This is a genomic window from Rhizobium sp. BK491, from assembly GCF_014194925.1.
GTDB lineage: Bacteria > Pseudomonadota > Alphaproteobacteria > Rhizobiales > Rhizobiaceae > Rhizobium.
On sequence record NZ_JACIAR010000004.1, the window covers coordinates 657,004 to 674,439 of the forward strand.

Annotated in this window: 16 protein-coding genes; 10 read left to right on the forward strand and 6 right to left on the reverse strand. The window is 59.1% G+C overall.

The annotated features are described in order from the left end of the window. Positions 1-27: 27 nt before the first annotated feature. A complete protein-coding gene (locus FHX05_RS21355; protein ID WP_183874327.1) occupies positions 28-1,059 on the reverse strand; it encodes an L-idonate 5-dehydrogenase in 1,032 nt (343 codons plus the stop codon). 10 nt (positions 1,060-1,069) lie between these two features. Then, complete coding sequence (locus tag FHX05_RS21360) at positions 1,070-2,017, reverse strand: 2-hydroxyacid dehydrogenase (protein ID WP_183716020.1); 948 nt, start codon at positions 2,015-2,017, stop codon at positions 1,070-1,072. Positions 2,018-2,102: 85 nt separating this feature from the next. Here FHX05_RS21360 and FHX05_RS21365 point away from each other — a divergent pair, with 85 nt between their 5' ends. From FHX05_RS21365 to FHX05_RS21385, 5 genes are all read left to right on the forward strand, one after another. Continuing rightward, positions 2,103-2,861 (forward strand): SDR family oxidoreductase, encoded by a 759-nt coding sequence (locus tag FHX05_RS21365; protein ID WP_183874329.1) that lies wholly within the window; start codon positions 2,103-2,105, stop codon positions 2,859-2,861. Further along, the gene (locus tag FHX05_RS21370; RefSeq protein ID WP_183874331.1) at positions 2,830-3,372 is read left to right on the forward strand and encodes a gluconokinase; all 543 of its coding nucleotides are present in this window, start codon (positions 2,830-2,832) and stop codon (positions 3,370-3,372) included. The genes FHX05_RS21365 and FHX05_RS21370 overlap by 32 nt, the downstream gene beginning before the upstream one ends. Next, positions 3,369-4,256: an NAD(P)-dependent oxidoreductase gene (locus FHX05_RS21375; RefSeq protein ID WP_183874333.1), complete on the forward strand. Its 888-nt coding sequence runs from the start codon at positions 3,369-3,371 to the stop codon at positions 4,254-4,256. Before FHX05_RS21370 ends, FHX05_RS21375 begins: the two co-directional genes overlap by 4 nt. Then, a complete protein-coding gene (locus FHX05_RS21380) occupies positions 4,253-4,585 on the forward strand; it encodes a hypothetical protein (protein WP_112610630.1) in 333 nt (110 codons plus the stop codon). Before FHX05_RS21375 ends, FHX05_RS21380 begins: the two co-directional genes overlap by 4 nt. 131 nt (positions 4,586-4,716) lie before the next feature. Next, positions 4,717-5,736, forward strand: coding sequence for a LacI family DNA-binding transcriptional regulator (locus FHX05_RS21385; protein ID WP_112610632.1), 1,020 nt, complete (start codon positions 4,717-4,719; stop codon positions 5,734-5,736). Positions 5,737-5,790: 54 nt separating this feature from the next. Here FHX05_RS21385 and FHX05_RS21390 read toward each other — a convergent pair whose 3' ends face one another. From FHX05_RS21390 to FHX05_RS21400, 3 genes are read right to left on the reverse strand one after another with little or no spacing between them, the layout of a single operon-like run. Then, positions 5,791-6,885 (reverse strand): substrate-binding domain-containing protein, encoded by a 1,095-nt coding sequence (locus FHX05_RS21390; protein ID WP_183874335.1) that lies wholly within the window; start codon positions 6,883-6,885, stop codon positions 5,791-5,793. A 40-nt stretch (positions 6,886-6,925) separates the two neighbouring features. After that, entirely contained in the window at positions 6,926-7,996 is a 1,071-nt protein-coding gene (locus FHX05_RS21395; protein WP_183874337.1) for an ABC transporter permease, read from the reverse strand. A 16-nt stretch (positions 7,997-8,012) separates the two neighbouring features. After that, on the reverse strand, positions 8,013-9,509 hold the full coding sequence (locus FHX05_RS21400; RefSeq protein WP_112610636.1) for a sugar ABC transporter ATP-binding protein: 1,497 nt from the start codon (positions 9,507-9,509) through the stop codon (positions 8,013-8,015). A 384-nt stretch (positions 9,510-9,893) separates the two neighbouring features. Between FHX05_RS21400 and FHX05_RS21405 the strand changes: the two genes are divergently transcribed. The 4 genes from FHX05_RS21405 (at position 9,894) to FHX05_RS21420 (ending at position 13,901) form a co-directional block, all read left to right on the forward strand. Next, positions 9,894-10,868 carry an AraC family transcriptional regulator gene (locus FHX05_RS21405; RefSeq protein ID WP_246699029.1) on the forward strand — a complete coding sequence of 325 codons (975 nt, stop codon included), beginning with the start codon at positions 9,894-9,896 and terminating at the stop codon, positions 10,866-10,868. Positions 10,869-11,189: 321 nt separating this feature from the next. Then, positions 11,190-11,774, forward strand: coding sequence for an NADPH-dependent FMN reductase (locus FHX05_RS21410; protein ID WP_183874339.1), 585 nt, complete (start codon positions 11,190-11,192; stop codon positions 11,772-11,774). Positions 11,775-11,893: 119 nt separating this feature from the next. Next, entirely contained in the window at positions 11,894-12,610 is a 717-nt protein-coding gene (locus tag FHX05_RS21415; RefSeq protein WP_183874341.1) for a FadR/GntR family transcriptional regulator, read from the forward strand. A 205-nt stretch (positions 12,611-12,815) separates the two neighbouring features. After that, the gene (locus FHX05_RS21420) at positions 12,816-13,901 is read left to right on the forward strand and encodes a lactonase family protein (RefSeq protein ID WP_183874343.1); all 1,086 of its coding nucleotides are present in this window, start codon (positions 12,816-12,818) and stop codon (positions 13,899-13,901) included. 38 nt (positions 13,902-13,939) lie between these two features. On the opposite strand, the gene FHX05_RS21425 is transcribed toward FHX05_RS21420, so the two are convergent. Further along, complete coding sequence (locus FHX05_RS21425; RefSeq protein ID WP_183874345.1) at positions 13,940-16,036, reverse strand: GGDEF and EAL domain-containing protein; 2,097 nt, start codon at positions 16,034-16,036, stop codon at positions 13,940-13,942. A 321-nt stretch (positions 16,037-16,357) separates the two neighbouring features. Between FHX05_RS21425 and FHX05_RS21430 the strand changes: the two genes are divergently transcribed. Next, entirely contained in the window at positions 16,358-17,272 is a 915-nt protein-coding gene (locus FHX05_RS21430; RefSeq protein WP_183716034.1) for a DMT family transporter, read from the forward strand. Positions 17,273-17,436 lie beyond the last annotated feature (164 nt).

Consider the following 17,436-nt stretch of genomic DNA (forward strand, 5'->3'; position numbering starts at 1 on the left):
ACCGAGTGGATTTCGCACCGCTTTCGCTCAGTTGAAGGCGATCTGCGCCTTCATGGCCTGGCTTCGATCCGACGCGATCTCGAAAGCACTGATCGCATCGGCAAGCGGTACTGTGTGGGTGATGAGCGGCCGCACATCGATAAGGCGCTTGCGCATCAGATCGACGCCAACCGCAAACTCTTCATGAAAGCGGAAAGAGCCACGCAGTTCCAACTCCTTGGCCGTAATCGCCAGCATCGGCAGGCTCATGTCGCCGCCGATCCCAAGCTGTACGATGATTCCTCGCGGTCTCAGTGCCGCAATGCCACCGGCGAGGGCTGCTGCCGCGCCCGAGCATTCATAGAGCACATCGAACGTGCCCTTTTCGGAGGAATAGGGGGCAAGCGCTTCAGGTTCGTCCTTCGTGTTAATGACCCGGTCGGCACCTGCTTGCCTGGCAAGCGACAAGGTGAAATCCGAAAGATCGGTCGCGACGATCTCGACGGCACCGGCGCGGCGTGCGGCCAGGATCGAGAGGACGCCGATCGGACCGCAGCCGGTCACGAGAACGCGTTTGCCGAGAAGTTCGCCGGCGCGCCGCGTGGCATGCAAGGTCACGGCCAAAGGTTCCGCCATGGCCGCTTCACCCGGCGTCAGGCCATCGGCCGGCACGCATTGGATGGCATCGGCGACGAGCGTCTCGCGGAAGGCACCCTGTATGTGCGGGAAGGGCATGGCGCTGCCATAGAAGCGCATGTTGAGGCATTGATTGGGCAATCCCTGCAGGCAATAGCGGCAGGTGCGACAGGGGCGGGAGGGGGAAACGGCAACGAGTTGGCCGATGTCGAGCCCCTGCACGCCCGGGCCGAGCGCGGTCACGGTCGCGCTGACTTCATGCCCGAGGATCATCGGTTCCTTCAGGCGAACAGTGCCGAAACCGCCGTGATGATAATAATGCAGGTCGCTGCCGCAGACGCCGCCGGTTGCAAGCCTCAGCTTCACTTCTCCTGCACCCGGTTCTTCCTCAGGATAATCCTCGATCCGCACATCCTTGGCGGCGTGGGCGATGATGGCCTTCATATCTTCCTCCTCAAAGAACGGGTGTGGGCAGCGCTTGGCCGGCGAAATGAGCGGCGAGATTGTCGCGCACCAGTTGACCCATGGCCTTGCGCGTCTCGACCGTGCCGGAGGCATGGTGGGGCTGCAGCAGCACATTGTCGAGTGCCAGGAAGCGCGGATTGAGCTTTGGCTCGCCTTCAAAGACGTCGAGCGCTGCTGATCCGAGCTTGCCGGTCTCCAACGCATCGAGTAGGGCGTCTTCGTCTATATTGGACGCGCGGGAAATGTTGATCAACATGCCTTCCGGGCCGAGCGCCTCGATCACCTTATGACCGACAATATGCCGCGTCGCCGCCGACGCGGCGAGCGTGACGAACAGGAAATCCGATTGTGTCGCGAGCTCGACCGGATCGGCGACAAAGGTCATGTCGGACGCGTAAGATTTCGCCTCGACGTCCGAATAGGCAATTTGCATGTCGAAGCCCTTCAGGCGCTTGGAGACCTCAAAGCCGATGCGGCCCAGACCGAGCACGCCGGCACGCCGTCCCCAGACGCGGCGCTTGAGGGGATAGAGCCCTTTTTGCGCCCAACTGCCGTCACGCACCCATGTCTCTGCCCCGATCATGCCGCGCGAAAGGCAGAGCATCATCGCAATTCCCAGATCCGCGACATCATTGGTCAGGACGTCAGGGGTGTTGGTGACGCGAATGCCGCGCTCGCGGCAGGCTTGCAGGTCGACGGCATCGAAGCCGACGCCATAGACCGAAATGACTTCCAGTTTGGGGCAGGCTTCGATCATGGCACGGTTGGCGCCGAGTTCGCCGCGTGTCGCAATGCCTCTGATCGATGGTCCGACCTCGGCGAGTAATCTGTCCTTGTCAGCGGCGTCGAAATAGCGATGAACCTGAAAGGCTGCGTCGAGCGGCTCTTGATCCCATTGTGGGTAGGGGCCAATCTGCAGGATTGGTGGCTTGCTCATCTTGTATGTCCTCCCTTGACATCAAATGTTATCGATAACATAAACAGGGGAGACGGCCATTGTCGAGATAAAAACGGAGGAAACAATGTCTGCTGGTCTTTTTGATCTGAAGGGACGGCGCGCCCTGGTGACGGGTTCTTCCCAAGGTATCGGGCTTGCACTCGCGAAAGGTTTAGCGGCCGCCGGCGCCGAGTTGGTGCTCAATGGGCGTGACAAGGACAAGCTCGCCACGGCGGCTGAAAGCTTCGACAGCAAGGCGTATCAGCTGGCCTTCGACGCCACTGACCATGAGGCTACGCGTCAGGCCGTCGATGCCTTCGAGGCGGAGATCGGCGCGATCGACATTCTCGTCAACAATGCCGGCATGCAGTTTCGCACGCCGCTCGAGGATTTTCCTGCCGATGCCTTCGAGCGGCTGCTCCGGACGAATATATCGAGCGTCTTCAATGTCGGCCAGGCTGTCGCCCGGCACATGATCAAGCGCGGCGCTGGAAAGATCATCAATATCGCCAGCGTACAAACGGCGCTGGCGCGGCCCTCGATTGCGCCATACACGGCAACCAAGGGTGCCGTCGGCAATCTCACCAAGGGCATGGCAACGGATTGGGCGAAGTATGGGCTGCAATGCAACGCCATTGCCCCAGGCTATTTCGCTACGCCATTGAATGCGGCCCTCGTTGCCGATGCAGACTTTTCCGCATGGCTCGAAAAGCGCACGCCGGCCGGCCGCTGGGGCCGTGTCGAAGAACTGGTCGGTGCCTGCATCTTCCTTGCTTCCGATGCCTCCTCCTTCGTCAACGGTCATGTGCTCTATGTCGACGGCGGCATCACGGCATCGCTCTGATGGCGCTCTGCCGCGCCGCTTCGTCATCATGGGCGTCAGCGGCTGCGGCAAGTCGTCGGTCGGGTCGGCGCTGGCCGCTCGCCTTGGAGGCATCTATGCCGATGGTGATGATCTTCATCCGTCCGCCAATGTCGCCAAGATGAGTGCCGGCATACCGTTGACCGACGCCGATCGCTGGCCTTGGCTCGACAAAGTCGGTCAATACCTGGCTTTGGCGCAGGATACGACGCTGATCGGATGTTCGGCGCTGAAGCGCATCTATCGCGACCGGATTCGCGAGGTTGTCGACGCGCCGGTTTGCTTCGTTCACCTTGCCGGAACGAGGCAGACCATTCTTCGACGCATGCAGGCAAGACGGGATCATTTCATGCCGCCGGCATTGCTCGACAGTCAATTTGCAACCCTCGAGCTGCCGGGCGCCGACGAGCAGGCGATCACCGTCGATATCGATCAGCCGCTGGATCAAGTCTTGGCGGCCATCTTAATTGCATTGGAGGAGACGCAATCATGAGCAACAAGGTAGCGCTGATCGGCGCCGGCGCTATGGGCGGAGCGATCGGCGCCCGCCTGGCGGAAACCGGCAATCAGCTGACTGTTTTCGATCTCGACAAGGAGAAGGTTGCGGTGTTGACCGCAAAAGGCGCCACGGCAGCCCCGAGTGCAGCGGCAGCCGCTGCCGTTTCCGATTTCGTCGTCCTCAGCCTCAATTCGCCGAAGATCGTCCATGCCGCGGTATTCGGGCTCGAAGGTGTTGCTGCCGGTGCCAAGCCGGGAACGCTGATTATCGACATGTCGTCGATCGACCCCGATGCGACAAAGGCTCTTGCCGCAGCGGCTGCGGAAAAGGGGCTGCGCTGGGTGGACAGTCCGCTGTCCGGTGGAGCGCCAAAGGCCCTGATCGGACAATTGACGCTGATGGCTGGCGGCAGCGAGCAGGATGTCGCGGATGCGCATCAAGTCCTGCGCCATGTGGCCTCGAACTATACGCATATGGGTCCCGTCGGGGCGGGTCAGACCACGAAGCTCATCAATCAGGTTCTTTGCGCCTTGAATTTCCTTGCGGTCGCGGAAGCGACGCAACTGGCGCTCGACGCCGGCGTCGATGCCACGAAAATCCCGCAGGCGCTGAAGGGCGGGCGGGCCGACAGCGCCATCCTGCAGGAATATATGCCGCGCTACGTCGCCAAGGATTACCGCCGCACCGGACGGATTGACAATATGGTCAAGGATCTAAACGGCGCTCAGGATCTGGCCCGCCGGACCAATACCGCCATGCCGCTGACGGCGGTCTGTACCGAGATACACCGCATGCTGACGGCTTCCGGTCTTGGCGGTGAAGATCAGGCGGCATTGATGGAATTCTTCAAGGGGCCGAACAAGGAGATCGCTGGATGATTACCCGATACGCATTATTCGAAGGCAAGGTCAAGGAAGGGGAGGCAGAGGCGTTTCGGACGGCCGTCATGGAAACCATCCTGCCGAAGTGGAAGCAGTTTCCAGGTGCCCTCGACGTGCGGGTTACCTTTGCCGAGGCACGCGATGAAGGCGCCCCGGAGTTTCCGATGATTTTAGCCGTGAACTATCCGGACATGGCCGCCGTGGAGAAGGCTCTTGCGAGCCCGGTGCGCACCGAGGCGCGTGCAGCGACGGAAGCGGTTCTCTCACGCTTTTTCGAAGGACGCATCCATCATCATGTGACGCTGGCACATGAGTTCCAGCTGTAGACCGCTTTCGCACGACGTTTCCGGCGCGGGCAGCAAGGCTCCGTGCTCGTTTGGCGGGACATCTTGGATGGTCTCTTGCCATCCTGGGAAGAGGCATATTACTCTGATGGTAACGATAACATGGGCCATTGATGAGTAACGATCGCAAAACGCCGACCATGGCCGACATAGCCCGCGTCATGGGAGTTTCTCCCATGACCGTGTCGCGTGCCTTCAAGGCCGATAGCCTGGTCAGTCCGGAGACGCGCGAAGCGATCCTGCGAACGGCGGAAGAGCTGGGCTATGTCTTCGACAGCACAGCGTCCAACCTTCGTTCGCAAAAGTCAGGCTTCGTCGCCGTTACCATTCCCTCCATCAACAATGCCAACTTCGCCGATACGGTCGGCGGCCTCTCGGATACTTTGTCCAAGCGGGACATGCAAATCCTGCTTGGCTACACGAACTACAATGTCGAGGAGGAGGAGCGGCTGATCGAGCAGCTGCTTCGCCGCAAGCCGCAGGCGATCGTCGTAACCGGCGGCACTCACACGGAGCGTGCGCGGAAACTCCTTCAGACCGTGGCAATCCCGGTGATCGAAACCTGGGATATCCCGACCGATCCGATCGGCCACTATGTCGGCTTTTCCAACCGAGCCGTCATGCGCGATATGGTCGATCATTTCGTCGCACTCGGCTGTCGCCGCATCGCCTTCATTGGCGGCGATGTCCAGCGAGATTCGCGCGGCAGCGAACGCCGGCTCGGCTTCGTCGCTGCCATGCAGGCACATGGCCTTGATGCATCGAGATTGATCGCAGCCGGATCGCCGCCGATCTCGATGCGGGAAGGCGCCAATGCCATGGCGAAGCTGATCGAGCTCTATCCCGATACGGAAGCCGTCGTCTGCGTCTCGGATCTTGCCGCCTATGGTGCGCTTACCGAATGTCGTCGGCTAGGAATTCCCGTGCCTGAGCGCTTTTCCATCGGCGGTTTTGGCAATTATGAGATCGGCGAGGTCTGCGTGCCGACCTTGACGACGATCAACGCCTTCGCGCGTGAAATTGGCGAGCGGACCGCGCAATTGATTTTGGATATTATCGAAGGCACGCAGCCGGTTTCCGATGTCAGGATTTTACCGCAACTGATTGCACGGGACAGCAGCCGCCAAGTTTAACCTGTCTGGCGAAAGCAGCGCGGCTCGCCGCCGCGCCACCTCTTTTGACTGAGATCACTTACCCCAGATTTTCTTGTACTCGTCCTTGTAACCGTTGTCCGGATCGAAGGTGTTCTTCGGGCCGCCATCGGATTGGATATTGTCTGCCGTCACGACATGCAGCGGTGACAGGTACCCAGACCATTTTTCGCCGGCAAAAGCGCGATTGAGTTCATCGACCAGTTGCCAACCCTGGAGATTTAGGGGTTCGGCCACCGTAACCTTCTGGAACTGGCCGGCGCGGATACGCTCATAGGCCGATTGCGAGCCGTCGCCGGCTGCGACGTTGATCGGCGCGTCGGTGCCGCTCTTGCCGGCGGAGGCGAGCGAAGGACCCATGAAATCGAAATAGAGGTCGTTGATCGCAAGCGAATGCGTCCAGCTGTCACCGTATTTCTGCAGCAGCGAGGTGGTTAGCTGCGGCATGCGCTGCGATGTCTCGGCGATCGGGGTATCGACATATTCGAGCACCTTGCCACCCAGCCGCTCGATCTCCTGCTTCATCCTGTCCGCCTTTGCGATGGCGATCGCATAGGTGGAGTCGGTGAAGATAATGACGCCCGGCTTGCCTTTGGCATCGACGAAGGCCCAATCGGCAGCGGCTTTCGAGACTTCCATGGCGTCGGTGCTGACGTTGGCAAAAAGACCGTTCTTGTCGTCCGGGCCGATGGTCGGGCCGGCATGCCAGGCGACCAACGGGATCTTGGCGGCCTTTGCCTGTTCCAGTGCCGGCGCCTGTTCGACGGCATCGAAGCCATCGATGATGATGCCGGCAGGCTGCAGGGCTATGGCCTGACCGAAAGCTGCCGTGCGTCCGCCGATGGAACCGGCGCCATCAAGAACCTTCACCTCCCAGCCGATCGCCTTTGCTGCTTCCTCGACACCGTTGCTGACGCCGAGAATGCCGCCATTCTTCAGGTCGCCCGCTAGCACGACGATGGTCTTGCCGGCCTGTGCCTTCGGGCCGGTGGTTGGTCCGTCCCATTTGGTCACCGGTGTCGCATATTTCTCGACGACGGCCTTCGCATCCGCCAACGGGTCGGCATAGGCCTGGCCGGCGCATAGCACCAGGATCGCTGTCGTGGCCTGCAGGAATTGTCTACGGTTCATGTCTTCTCCTCCCTTTGGACATTCGAACTTCGGATGATCTTCATTTCTCCGCCGTCTTGGCGGAAAGTTGCGGTGCCTGGGCTGGTGCCATGCGTCCTGCATGACTGCGGCGGCGCTGGGCGTAACCGGCAATACCGATCGCGACGAGCAGGGTGACGCCGTTGAACAGAGGCTCGACATAGAAGGAGCCGCCAAACTGCTGGATGCCGGCGATACCGACCGCCAGGATGATGACGCCGATCATCGTGCCCCAGACATTGACGCGGCCGGGTTTGATCGTTGTCGAGCCAAGGAACGCACCGACCAGCGCGGGCAGCAGATATTCGAGCCCGACGCTTGCCTGGCCGATACGCAGCTTGGAGGCAAGCAGGACGCCGGCGAAGGCGGCAAGCGTGCCCGAGGTGACGAAGGCGCCGATGACGAAGCGGCGGACGGGAATGCCGTTGAGCGCGGCAGCCTTCGGATTGGCGCCGATCGCATAGATGTAGCGGCCGATCGGCAGATATTCGAGGACGATCCACATGACGAAGGCAAGTGCCAGAACATAGATGCCGGTGATCGGCAGGCCGAAGACCATGGTGCCGTTCAGCGCATAAAACCCTTGCGGCAGCATGCCCACCACCTGCCGTCCGCCTGTATGCCAGAGTGCGATGGCGTAGAGGACCGTGCCCGTGCCGAGCGTTGCTATGAAGCTGTCGATCTTGGCGATTTCTACCAGCAGGCCGTTGAGAAAGCCGGTCAGCGCGCCAAGCGCGATGACGATCAAGACGGCAACCGGCCAAGGCAGCCCGAACATCGTCTGAAGGCTGATCGCCAGCACGTGCCAGAGCACGATGCCATAGCCGATCGTCAGGTCGATGCGGCCAGCCGCCATCGGGATCATGGCCGCCAGCGACAGGATGGCGATGATCGTCTTGTCGGAAACGATCGAACGCAGGTTGAGCATCGTCGGGAACGTCTGCGGCAGCAGGATCGAGAAAAGCAGGATCAAGAAGACCGTCAGGATGACGAGGCCATAGACAGGCAGCAGGCGCTGGATCTTCTGGCCGAAGCTCATGGCCGAAAGCTCGGCGCGGGTTGGCTCGAGCGCGTTGGATTCGATCGATTGCATGGTGTTCTCCTCCGGTTCAGGCCGCTTCGGATGCTGATGCGGCGGCGATGACCGCCGGTGTTGTGAGGTCGGCACCGCTGAGTTCGCGCACGATCCTCCCGCGCGAAAACACCAGGGCACGATGGCAGATGTGAGCGATTTCCTCGAAATCGGTGGAGACGACGAGCACGGCAAGGCCTGCCTCGACCGCCTCGGCGATCAGCCGATAGATGTCGGCCTTGGCGCCGACATCGACGCCGGCGGTCGGATCTTCGGCGATCAGCAATTTGCGGCCCGTCGCCAGCCATCGTCCGACGACGACCTTCTGCTGATTACCGCCGGATAGGGCTTCGATAGTAAGGCTCTGGTCATTGGGTCTGAGGCCGACGCGGCTGCCGAGAGAATAGGCGGCTTCGGCTTCGCGGCGTGGCGACAGGAACGAAAACAGGCTTCGTCCGGAGGCGCCCGGATTGAGGAACGTATTTTCACGCAGGCTGAGCGACATGGCGACGGACTCTTCGGTCCGATCGCGGGCGATCAGCCCGATGCCTGAAGCCATCGCTGCGACTGTGCTGGAAAGATCGGGTATTGCCCCATTCAAGCGAACGCTGCCCTGCGACGGCTCGCAGCCGAAGAGGGTGCGTCCGATCAGTTCTTGGCCGGCGCCGCGCAAGCCGACGAGACCAAGCAATTCGCCCTTTCGGATATCGAAGGACACGGGTCCCGCGCCGCGGCAGGAAAGCTCTTTTACGGAAACGATGGCGGGGCCAGCGCTTCTTTCTGCCTTGACGAAAAGCTGGTCCGCCTTGCGCCCGACGATCATGCGGATGAGTTCATCCGGTGTTGTCTCGGAGACTGGCTTCTGGCCGACCAGCTGACCGTCACGTAAGACGGCAACGCGGTCGGCGATACGGAAGATCTCGTCGAGGCGATGAGACACATAGATCATAGCCACGCCGCGCTCTTTCAGCGGGCGGATGGCGGCAAAGAGTTTCTCGACCTCGTCGGCGGGCAGGCTGGCCGTAGGTTCGTCAAGCACCAGCACGTCGGCTTCGACGGCAAGCGCCCGAGCGATTGCGACCAGCGACTTCTCGGTGCGGGTCAGCTCCTGTACGCGGGTCGACGGATCGAAATCGCAGCCGACGAGCTTCAGTGCCTCGGCGGTACGTCGCTCCGTGGCGCGCCAGTCGATCAATTTACCGCGCAGGGAATAGCCCTGCGCGAGCCCGACATTCTCGCCCACCGTCATCCATTCGATCAGTCCGAGATCCTGATGGATGAAGGCGACCGGTTGGCGTTGATTGGGTTGTGGCGGGCGGTGATGATAGGGTTTGCCGCGAAACAGGATCTGCCCGCCATCCGGCTTGTAGATGCCAGCCAATGTCTTGATGAGGGTCGATTTGCCCGCGCCATTTTCCCCGAGAAGCGCAAGGATTTCGCCGCGCTGCAAGTCGAGCGACACGTTCGACAGGGCTCGTGTTCCGCCAAATTCCTTGGTGATGTCGGAAAATGCGAGCAGCTTTTCGTCGTCCATCCTGCTCCTCCCAAAGCTTCGATAGGAGGAGGCTATGTTATCGATAACATTCCGTCAAGAGGCTCGGATGATTGCCTGTATATTCAGGCATCATGTGCCGTCTCGGCTGAAAAGTTAACGTATTAACGAGAGGCATTCTTTAAATATGAAATATATCTCAATGCGTCCGATCATATTATGAAATAATATAAGCAGGAAGAAAATATATACTCACGTTGCGATGCGTCCGCATGGTTGTAATTATCATACTTATTCGATGAGCCATTGATTTTTCTAGTTTTATGGCGCTATTTTCTTCGGGGGCGTAAGCGAGGATGTATTTTCGAGGCAGATGACCGAAGGCTAAAAAGGTAATCTGCAGACGCAGCGCTATGAGGGGAACATTTGACTTACGCGACGTGCTCGGTGTCCCAAATCGAGAAAGCCGATGCCGAGGAGATGACCGCACATTACGCGAGAACCCTGTTTCCCGCGATTGTCGAACCTCTCCATCGCCGCGGTGCGATTTCGGTGGAAGACCGCCACTATACGATCGGCTCCTGCAGCGTCTGGCGCGGCAAATGTCATTCTGGCATGAGCGTTATGCTGCCCGGTGGCCCCGAAGCCTACGGCCTTTATCTGCCGACCGCCGGCAAGATGCTTGTCGACGCCGCTGGGCTGCAATTGGAATCGGAGCCGGGCAGGGGACTTGTGGCCGATATGTCTTCTTTCAGCCGGCTCACGTTTTTCGAGCAGCGGAGCCATATGGGCATCGCATTCGAAAAGGCGGCCATGATACGGCAGCTCAGCACGCTGCTGGACGCACCGGTGCGCTCTGATCTGGAATTCGCCGGCCCGGTCGATTTGACATCGGGGCGAGGGATGCAGATTGCCGCGCTTGGAAACTTGATCTGGCAGGACCTCACAGCGGCCGGCCAACAAAAATCCTCCGCTTCATTCACCGAATGCCTTTTGCAGGCAATGATGATTGCTCTGCTTGAGACTGTGCCGCACAATTATACGCCGCAGTTGCAAGGGCCGGCATCGCCGGCAATCCCGAGGCAGTTGAAGCGCGCAATGGAATATATGCACGTAAATGCAGGTGCGGACATCAAGATCGCCGATATTGCGCGCGAGAGCGGAACAAGCGTGCGATCTTTACAGACCGCATTTCAGCAGTTCAAGAACATGACGCCCCTCGGCTATCTGCGCGAGATACGCCTGCAAGGCGCGCGTAAGGCCTTGACGCAATCGAACCGCCCGCGGGTTGTGGCCGACATAGCGCGCGATTGGGGATTTTCCCATATGGGGCGGTTCGCAGCGCTATATTATCAATCCTTCGGAGAAATGCCCTCCGAGACTGTCAGGCAAGCCCGGTAGGGGCGGCAGCGCTGCCCACGCGATCAATACCTTGCCAGACCTCAAATCTATTCGCCAACTTCCGTTACGACGCGGCTGTTCCTGTCATGCGTACAACTTTGCATAGGTTGGTCAAAAGGGAAATAGCCCGTTCACGGCGCCCCAAGGACATCTGAGGCTCTCTGGCCGCGTTACCGCAATGACGGGGCGGCGCATTGCTATTTTCAGGATCATATTCATAGACTGCCTAGCCGGTAGGATTTTGGTGAGGGGGGCCGTCTCGCCGTCATGACGCATACTTAAAACCTCTTCTCGTAACGATGATGCTGGAGTGAATAGGCAATGGATCCTCTGAAGATCACCATCCTTTCATGCAGCCTTGATCCGAAAAGCAGGAGCCGCCGCATGGCTCGCGAGGCTGAAAATTTGTTGCGAGAGAGGCGATGCGAAGTCGAGTTTATCGATCTTCAGCATCTGGAGTTGCCCGCTTTTGACAATTTGAAATGCTATGAACATCCTTCATACGACCGGCTGTATCGTGCAATTCGCGATGCGGATGGTGTCTTGCTTGCGGTACCCATTTATAATTGGTCGGTGGGAAGTGCTGCCAAGAGCCTGATCGAACTTACCGGTGCGACAGGCGCCAGCGGACAAAAATCGGCCTGGTTCGATCAGATCGTCACTTTCATCTGCTCCGGTGGGCTTCCGCACAGCTATATGGCTTATGGAAGTCTGGCCACGTCGCTGATGCTCGATTTCAAATGCGTGATCAATCCCTATGTCGTTTACGCCACCGAGCGGGATTGGTTAGACGGCACCATCTCGTCCGACAGTCTCCAGGCAAGGCTGCAGAAGACGATCGAGGTACAGCTGGAATTGTCGTCGAAATTGAGATCCAGGGCATATAGTTCTGACTGGGAAATCTGATGGGCCCGCCTGGCCCAATTGCATTCGACGCGCCTGATGTTAAGACTATTCGTATGATGACTTGCTGACGATGAGAAGCGACTGCGGTTGAAGGCCAAGAAATGGGTCGGGAATTGGGAATGACGACAAATGCCCGGACACGGCAAAGGCTGGCACAAAGGGTCATCGACGAATTGCGCTTGCAGATCGAGAGCGGCAAGCTTCGGGCCGGCGACCAGCTTCCGACCGAGCCGCAGCTTGAGGCTGCATTCGACGTCAGCCGGACCGTCGTGCGCGAGGCGATTGCAGATCTTCGTGCGGCAGGCCTCGTCACGCCGGTTCAGGGCAAGGGCGTATTCGTTTCCGACACACCGACGCGGTCTGGGCTGCTGCTGACGCCGGTCGAGGTCAAGAGTATCCCCGAAACGCTGGAACTGCTGGAATTCCGCATGGCGGCGGAAGGCGAGGCGGCAGCCATCGCCGCCTATCGCAGGACGGCCGAACAGGAGGCCGCGATTGCAACGGCCAACCGTAAGATGGCGCAGCTGATAGAGCAGGGGCTGTCGACCGTCGAAGCGGACTATGAGTTTCATATGGCGATCGCGGCTGCGACGAATAACCGGTTCTATGTCGACGTGCTTCGGCATTTCGGAACACGAACCATTCCGCGCCAGCAGTTTCCGACATTGCCCGAGGCGAATGACCGCGCCTATCTGCAGAAGGTTCATGCAGAGCATGCGGAGATTTTAGCGGCGATCGCCGATCAAGATCCAGAACGCGCGCGACAAGCGATGCGTGCGCATATGATGGCGAGCCAGCGTCGCTATCGCCGTCTCGCCGAGCTGCAGGAGCAATAATGCTCGACAGGGTGCTGCTGTCATATTATGTCATACGATAGCGGTCGATTCTTCGAAAGGGATGTTCCGTCTGTTTGGCCAGCCGGATCGAGGCGCTGTGGCGACCATCTGGTTTTCGCGCATTCGATGGATAGCAGTATCTATTTTCCAGATGATCCGCATCGCCGCCGATGGAACCGGCCCTGATGCTCGGACGAGGTGATCCGTGATTCAGCCTTCTTCCAGTGTGCATCGCACGTTCGTATATGTCTCTGCGGCAATTGCCGGAACGATCGATGCCTATCGAATGGATGGAGCGACAGGTGCGCTCACGGCGATATCCAGCATGGATGTCGGCGCGATGGTCATGCCGATGGCTGTCAGCCCCGACAGGCGACATCTTTACGCCGTTATCCGTGCGCAGCCTTACCGGGTGCTGACGCTGGCGATCGACCCCGAAAGCGGCAGATTAAGGCAGGAGGCGGCCGCAGCGCTGCCCGACAGCATGGCCTATGTTGCCCTCGACCCGACAGGCGGGCTTCTATTGGCTGCCTCTTATGGCGGCAACAAGATCGCCGTGCTGCTCATCGACAAGAATGGGCTCGTCACCGCGCGAGCCCAGCAAGTGATCGCAACCGGCCGCAACGCCCATTCGATCGTCACTGATCGGACAGGCAAATATGTCTTTGTCACCAATCTCGGCTCCGATGCCGTGCAGCAATTCATCCTACACCCTGAGACCGGGATACTGAAGCCGAACGATCCGGCTCAGGTCCTGACCGGCAAGGGCTTTGGCCCGCGGCATATCGTCGTGTCGCCGGATAATAAGGCCGTCTACGTTCTGACGGAGCTGACCGGCCATGTCGTCCACTATGCGCTCGATGCCGATAGGGGCACATTGAGAGAGGTCGAGAGCGTCGCATCCATTCCCGAGGATGCGGGCCTGTCGCCTGGCCTAGCACCGGATGCAGTCTCACCAGACAACGGCGAGCCGAAAATCTGGGCCGCAGATATCGGCATCACACCGGACGGCAGATTTCTTTATACGACGGAAAGGACCACCAGCCGGCTTGCGCTATTGAAAATCGATGTGGATAACGGAAGGCTGACTTACGTCACGAATTATCCGACCGAGCAGCAGCCGCGCGGCATCCGCATCGACCCATCAGGCCGGTTCCTCGTCGTATCGGGAGAGAAATCCGACCGGCTGTCCGTCTACGCCATCGACCAATCCGATGGCGGTCTCGCATTGGTGGGGCGATACCCGGTCAATGCAGGTGCGAACTGGATCGAGATGGCGACATTTCCTTGAGAGGCATCCGCGTGCGGGGAGCTGCCCCGTGCGAATATCTACACAGCTTTAGAAACGGTCCCGGTAATCAGGCTTTCGATCTCGGAGGAGGGAAGGGGCCGGGCAAACAGATAGCCCTGAAGCAATTCGCATCCGGCGCCTTCGAGAAAACGGGCCTGCTCCTCGGTCTCGACGCCTTCCGCCACGACTTCCAGATCGAGTGTTCTGCCGAGCGATACGATGGCGGACGTAATTGCCATATCGCCCGGCTTTTCGGGAATGTCGGCAATGAAGGATCTGTCGATCTTCAGCCGGGAAAGCGGAAAGCGCCTGAGTGTGCTCAGGCTTGAATATCCGGTGCCGAAATCATCCATCGCGAGGCTGACACCCAGCTCTTTCAGTTCATGCATCCGCTCGATGGCGCCTTCTACGTCACGCATGATCAAGCTTTCCGTCAGTTCGAGCTCAAGCCATTGCGGGTCGAGATCAGCCGATTGCAATGCGGATGCCACATGGCTTGTCAGTGAACTCTCCAGGAATTGCCGCGCAGATACGTTGACGCCCATGCGCAGTGCGGGCAGGCCGCGATCTTGCCACAGACGGGCTTGCTGGCAGGCCTTTCGCAGAACGATTTCGCCGAGCGGGACGATGAGCCCTGTTTCTTCCGCGAGCGGAATGAAGACACCGGGCAACAACAAGCCCTCGACAGGATGCTGCCACCGCACGAGGGCCTCGACGCCAATGATCTTGCCGCTGCGAACTTCCTTTTGCGGTTGATAATGGAGCACGAATTCGTCCCGCTCCACAGCGCGTCGCAATTCTTCGATACGGATCAGCTTGTTGCGGGCGTCCTCCGCCATCGCCGGCGTGAACAGGCGAATGGCATTGCGCCCCGCTTCCTTGGCACGATAGAGCGCCATATCGGCATTTGCGAAGAGTTCCGAAGCCGTCGTGCCATGCTCCATGGCGCACGCGACACCGATGCTGCAGCCTACCCGGATTTCGACGCCTTGTACAATCATGGGCTGGGAAATGTCCGCCAGGACGGCCGCGAGCCTCTCATATATTGGCTCAGCCGGATCTTCCAGAACGATGATGAATTCATCACCGCCAATCCTCGCAACAACGCCGCCTTCGCCGACTTGGGTCGATATGCGCCGCGCGACAACGGTCAGTAATTCATCGCCGGCTGCGTGGCCAAGGGTGTCGTTCACCAGCTTGAAATTATCGAGGTCGACAAAGGCCACGGCCAATGACCTTTGTTGTCGGGACGCTTTTTCCAAGAGGGCGCTGAGCTTGCGGTCGAGCAGCATGCGGTTCGGCAGGCCGGTGAGCGCGTCATGTTCAGCCAGATAGGCGATATGGGCGATGTCGCGATGGCGATCGATGGCAATGCCCACGGTCTGCGCTATGCCGGCGAAGAATTCCATAAGCCCGGCCTCGTCACCATCGGTTTGCACCGTCACCAGGGCTCCATGCCGGCCGCCGTCTCGCGAAAAAATGGGAAATTCCAGGATATCGCCGGCAAGCGGTTCGGCTTGATCGCCATTGAGGACGAAGCTCACGCGTCTGCCGTTGAGCAATTCCTCAAGAAGGACTTGGGACTCCCTGAGAAATACGTCGAGATCAACGCCGCGCGCCACATCTTGTAGAAGCTTCGTCTGGGCACTCATCAGTTTTTCCGCCCGTTTTCGAGCGGAAATGTCGCGCGATGCGCCGACGACGCCGATGATGTTGCCGTTTCTGTCGCGTAGCGGCACCCGCGACATCATGAGCCAGCCTTCACCCTTCAGTCGCCGTTCCTCGACGCCGAGATCGGCCTTGCCGCTCTCCATTACCTGCCGTTCGACTTCTTCGATCTTGTAGGCATCGGCCATGGGGTGAATTTCGGCGTCGGTAAGTCCAATCAACTCGTCGACATGCCTGAAGCCATTGTTGAGGACGATCGCCAGGTTAGCAAAAAGGAAGCGGCCATTCCTGTCCTTGGCATAGATATAGTCCGGTACGTAGTTGATCATGGCTTCGAGCCATTCGTAGCGCTCGGCGAGAGACAGGTACCGGGCCTGGAGCAATTCAAATGGCTTAAGGACCTGCTCGTCTTCGACGTCTTGGTCCCGGTGCGTAGGATCTGGCGCTCCATCCGGCGGCTGCATCATGTATCTTCTCTCACCCGGCAAGCGGACAATATCGGCAGGCTGTTATGCAACAATGAAAAGCATGTAGGAATATCGAGCGTCTCCCTTTGGCGAGGTTCGGCTCGTCGCTTCCATAAACGTTATCATATAAACGAATTTATAAACATCCGCTCAAGTTTTAGAGGAAGATCGCGTCTGCCGACGGCGAGCGCTCCGATGCTTCTATGGCTGGAAACCGATAGATGTTGGGAATAACTGCCTACGAGGAAATCCATTGCGGGTAGGGGGCAAAACCGGCTAAAGCGCAGGTGGTAAAATGCAGGATTCGCAAGGATAGTCAGCATGCGCATGGGCAAAGCCGTAACAAGCGGCAATCTTGTACTTGCCGGCATGCTGCTGATGCTTCTCGGCGACTTCCTGTTTTCGCTGAACGATGCCATGGGCAAGTGGCTGGTTGCGAGTTTCTCCGTCGGCCAGATTCTGGTGATCCGCTCATTCGGTTCGTTCATTATTCTGGCGCCTATGATCGCGCGGCAGGGCAGTGACGCGCTTTTTCGCCTCGAACGGCCGCCGCTGCAGCTTCTGCGTGTCGTCATGGCGACGCTCGACGTCGCTCTCTTTTACGCCGCTGTCGCCTATCTGCCGCTTGCCGATGTCATGACCTTCTACATGGCCGGCCCTATCTATGTGGCGGCGATCTCGCATTTCTTCCTTGACGAGAGGATCGGCTGGCGGCGCTGGCTTGCGGTTTTCGTCGGCTTTATCGGCGTATTGATCGCGCTCAGACCTTCGGCGGCAATGTTTTCCTGGCCATCGCTTTTCGGCCTCAGCGGCAGCCTCGCATTCTCATTGACCCTGGTGCTTGGACGGCGGCTGCGGCAGACACGCGATGCGACGCTCGTCGCGTGGCAGACGCTCGGTGCGCTTATTGCCGGATTGGCGCTTAGCATCGGCAACTGGCGTTCCGCATCAGCGCTCGATCTCGGTGCGATGCTCGCCCTCGGCATTGTCGCCGGTAGCGCTCATATGCTGATAACCAGATCCTTGAAGCTCGCGCCAGCTTCGCTGCTGGCTCCGCTCCAATATAGCCTGCTTGTCTGGGCAATCGTCCTGGGCTTCGTTTTCTTCGGCGATATTCCGGACACCCAGATTATCATCGGCTCCGCTATCATCGTCCTTGCCGGACTCTTCATTTTCCATCGGAAGAACCTGGTGGATACGGTCCCGAAAGACGACGTTGCCCGGGACGGGCATTGACGCGGGGAGAGTGGTATTCCTGCTTTGCAGGATCAGGACACTCTAACTTTGCGACAACTAAATATCAGATAATCTATCTTATGGAACTTAAAGCCACAGTCATTTGCATGATCTCCATGCTCTGAAATGCAAATGATGATCCATCGGTGCGAAAAGCAGCTTGA

What these genes read in the sequence shown, in the direction of transcription:
- FHX05_RS21355 (WP_183874327.1), bottom strand. Translation starts at nt 1,059, where the DNA reads ATGAAGGCCATCATCGCCCACGCCGCCAAGGATGTGCGGATCGAGGAT.
- FHX05_RS21360 (WP_183716020.1), bottom strand. Translation starts at nt 2,017, where the DNA reads ATGAGCAAGCCACCAATCCTGCAGATTGGCCCCTACCCACAATGGGAT.
- FHX05_RS21365 (WP_183874329.1), top strand. Translation starts at nt 2,103, where the DNA reads ATGTCTGCTGGTCTTTTTGATCTGAAGGGACGGCGCGCCCTGGTGACG.
- FHX05_RS21370 (WP_183874331.1), top strand. Translation starts at nt 2,830, where the DNA reads ATGTCGACGGCGGCATCACGGCATCGCTCTGATGGCGCTCTGCCGCGC.
- FHX05_RS21375 (WP_183874333.1), top strand. Translation starts at nt 3,369, where the DNA reads ATGAGCAACAAGGTAGCGCTGATCGGCGCCGGCGCTATGGGCGGAGCG.
- FHX05_RS21380 (WP_112610630.1), top strand. Translation starts at nt 4,253, where the DNA reads ATGATTACCCGATACGCATTATTCGAAGGCAAGGTCAAGGAAGGGGAG.
- FHX05_RS21385 (WP_112610632.1), top strand. Translation starts at nt 4,717, where the DNA reads ATGAGTAACGATCGCAAAACGCCGACCATGGCCGACATAGCCCGCGTC.
- FHX05_RS21390 (WP_183874335.1), bottom strand. Translation starts at nt 6,885, where the DNA reads ATGAACCGTAGACAATTCCTGCAGGCCACGACAGCGATCCTGGTGCTA.
- FHX05_RS21395 (WP_183874337.1), bottom strand. Translation starts at nt 7,996, where the DNA reads ATGCAATCGATCGAATCCAACGCGCTCGAGCCAACCCGCGCCGAGCTT.
- FHX05_RS21400 (WP_112610636.1), bottom strand. Translation starts at nt 9,509, where the DNA reads ATGGACGACGAAAAGCTGCTCGCATTTTCCGACATCACCAAGGAATTT.
- FHX05_RS21410 (WP_183874339.1), top strand. Translation starts at nt 11,190, where the DNA reads ATGGATCCTCTGAAGATCACCATCCTTTCATGCAGCCTTGATCCGAAA.
- FHX05_RS21415 (WP_183874341.1), top strand. Translation starts at nt 11,894, where the DNA reads ATGACGACAAATGCCCGGACACGGCAAAGGCTGGCACAAAGGGTCATC.
- FHX05_RS21425 (WP_183874345.1), bottom strand. Translation starts at nt 16,036, where the DNA reads ATGATGCAGCCGCCGGATGGAGCGCCAGATCCTACGCACCGGGACCAA.
- FHX05_RS21430 (WP_183716034.1), top strand. Translation starts at nt 16,358, where the DNA reads ATGCGCATGGGCAAAGCCGTAACAAGCGGCAATCTTGTACTTGCCGGC.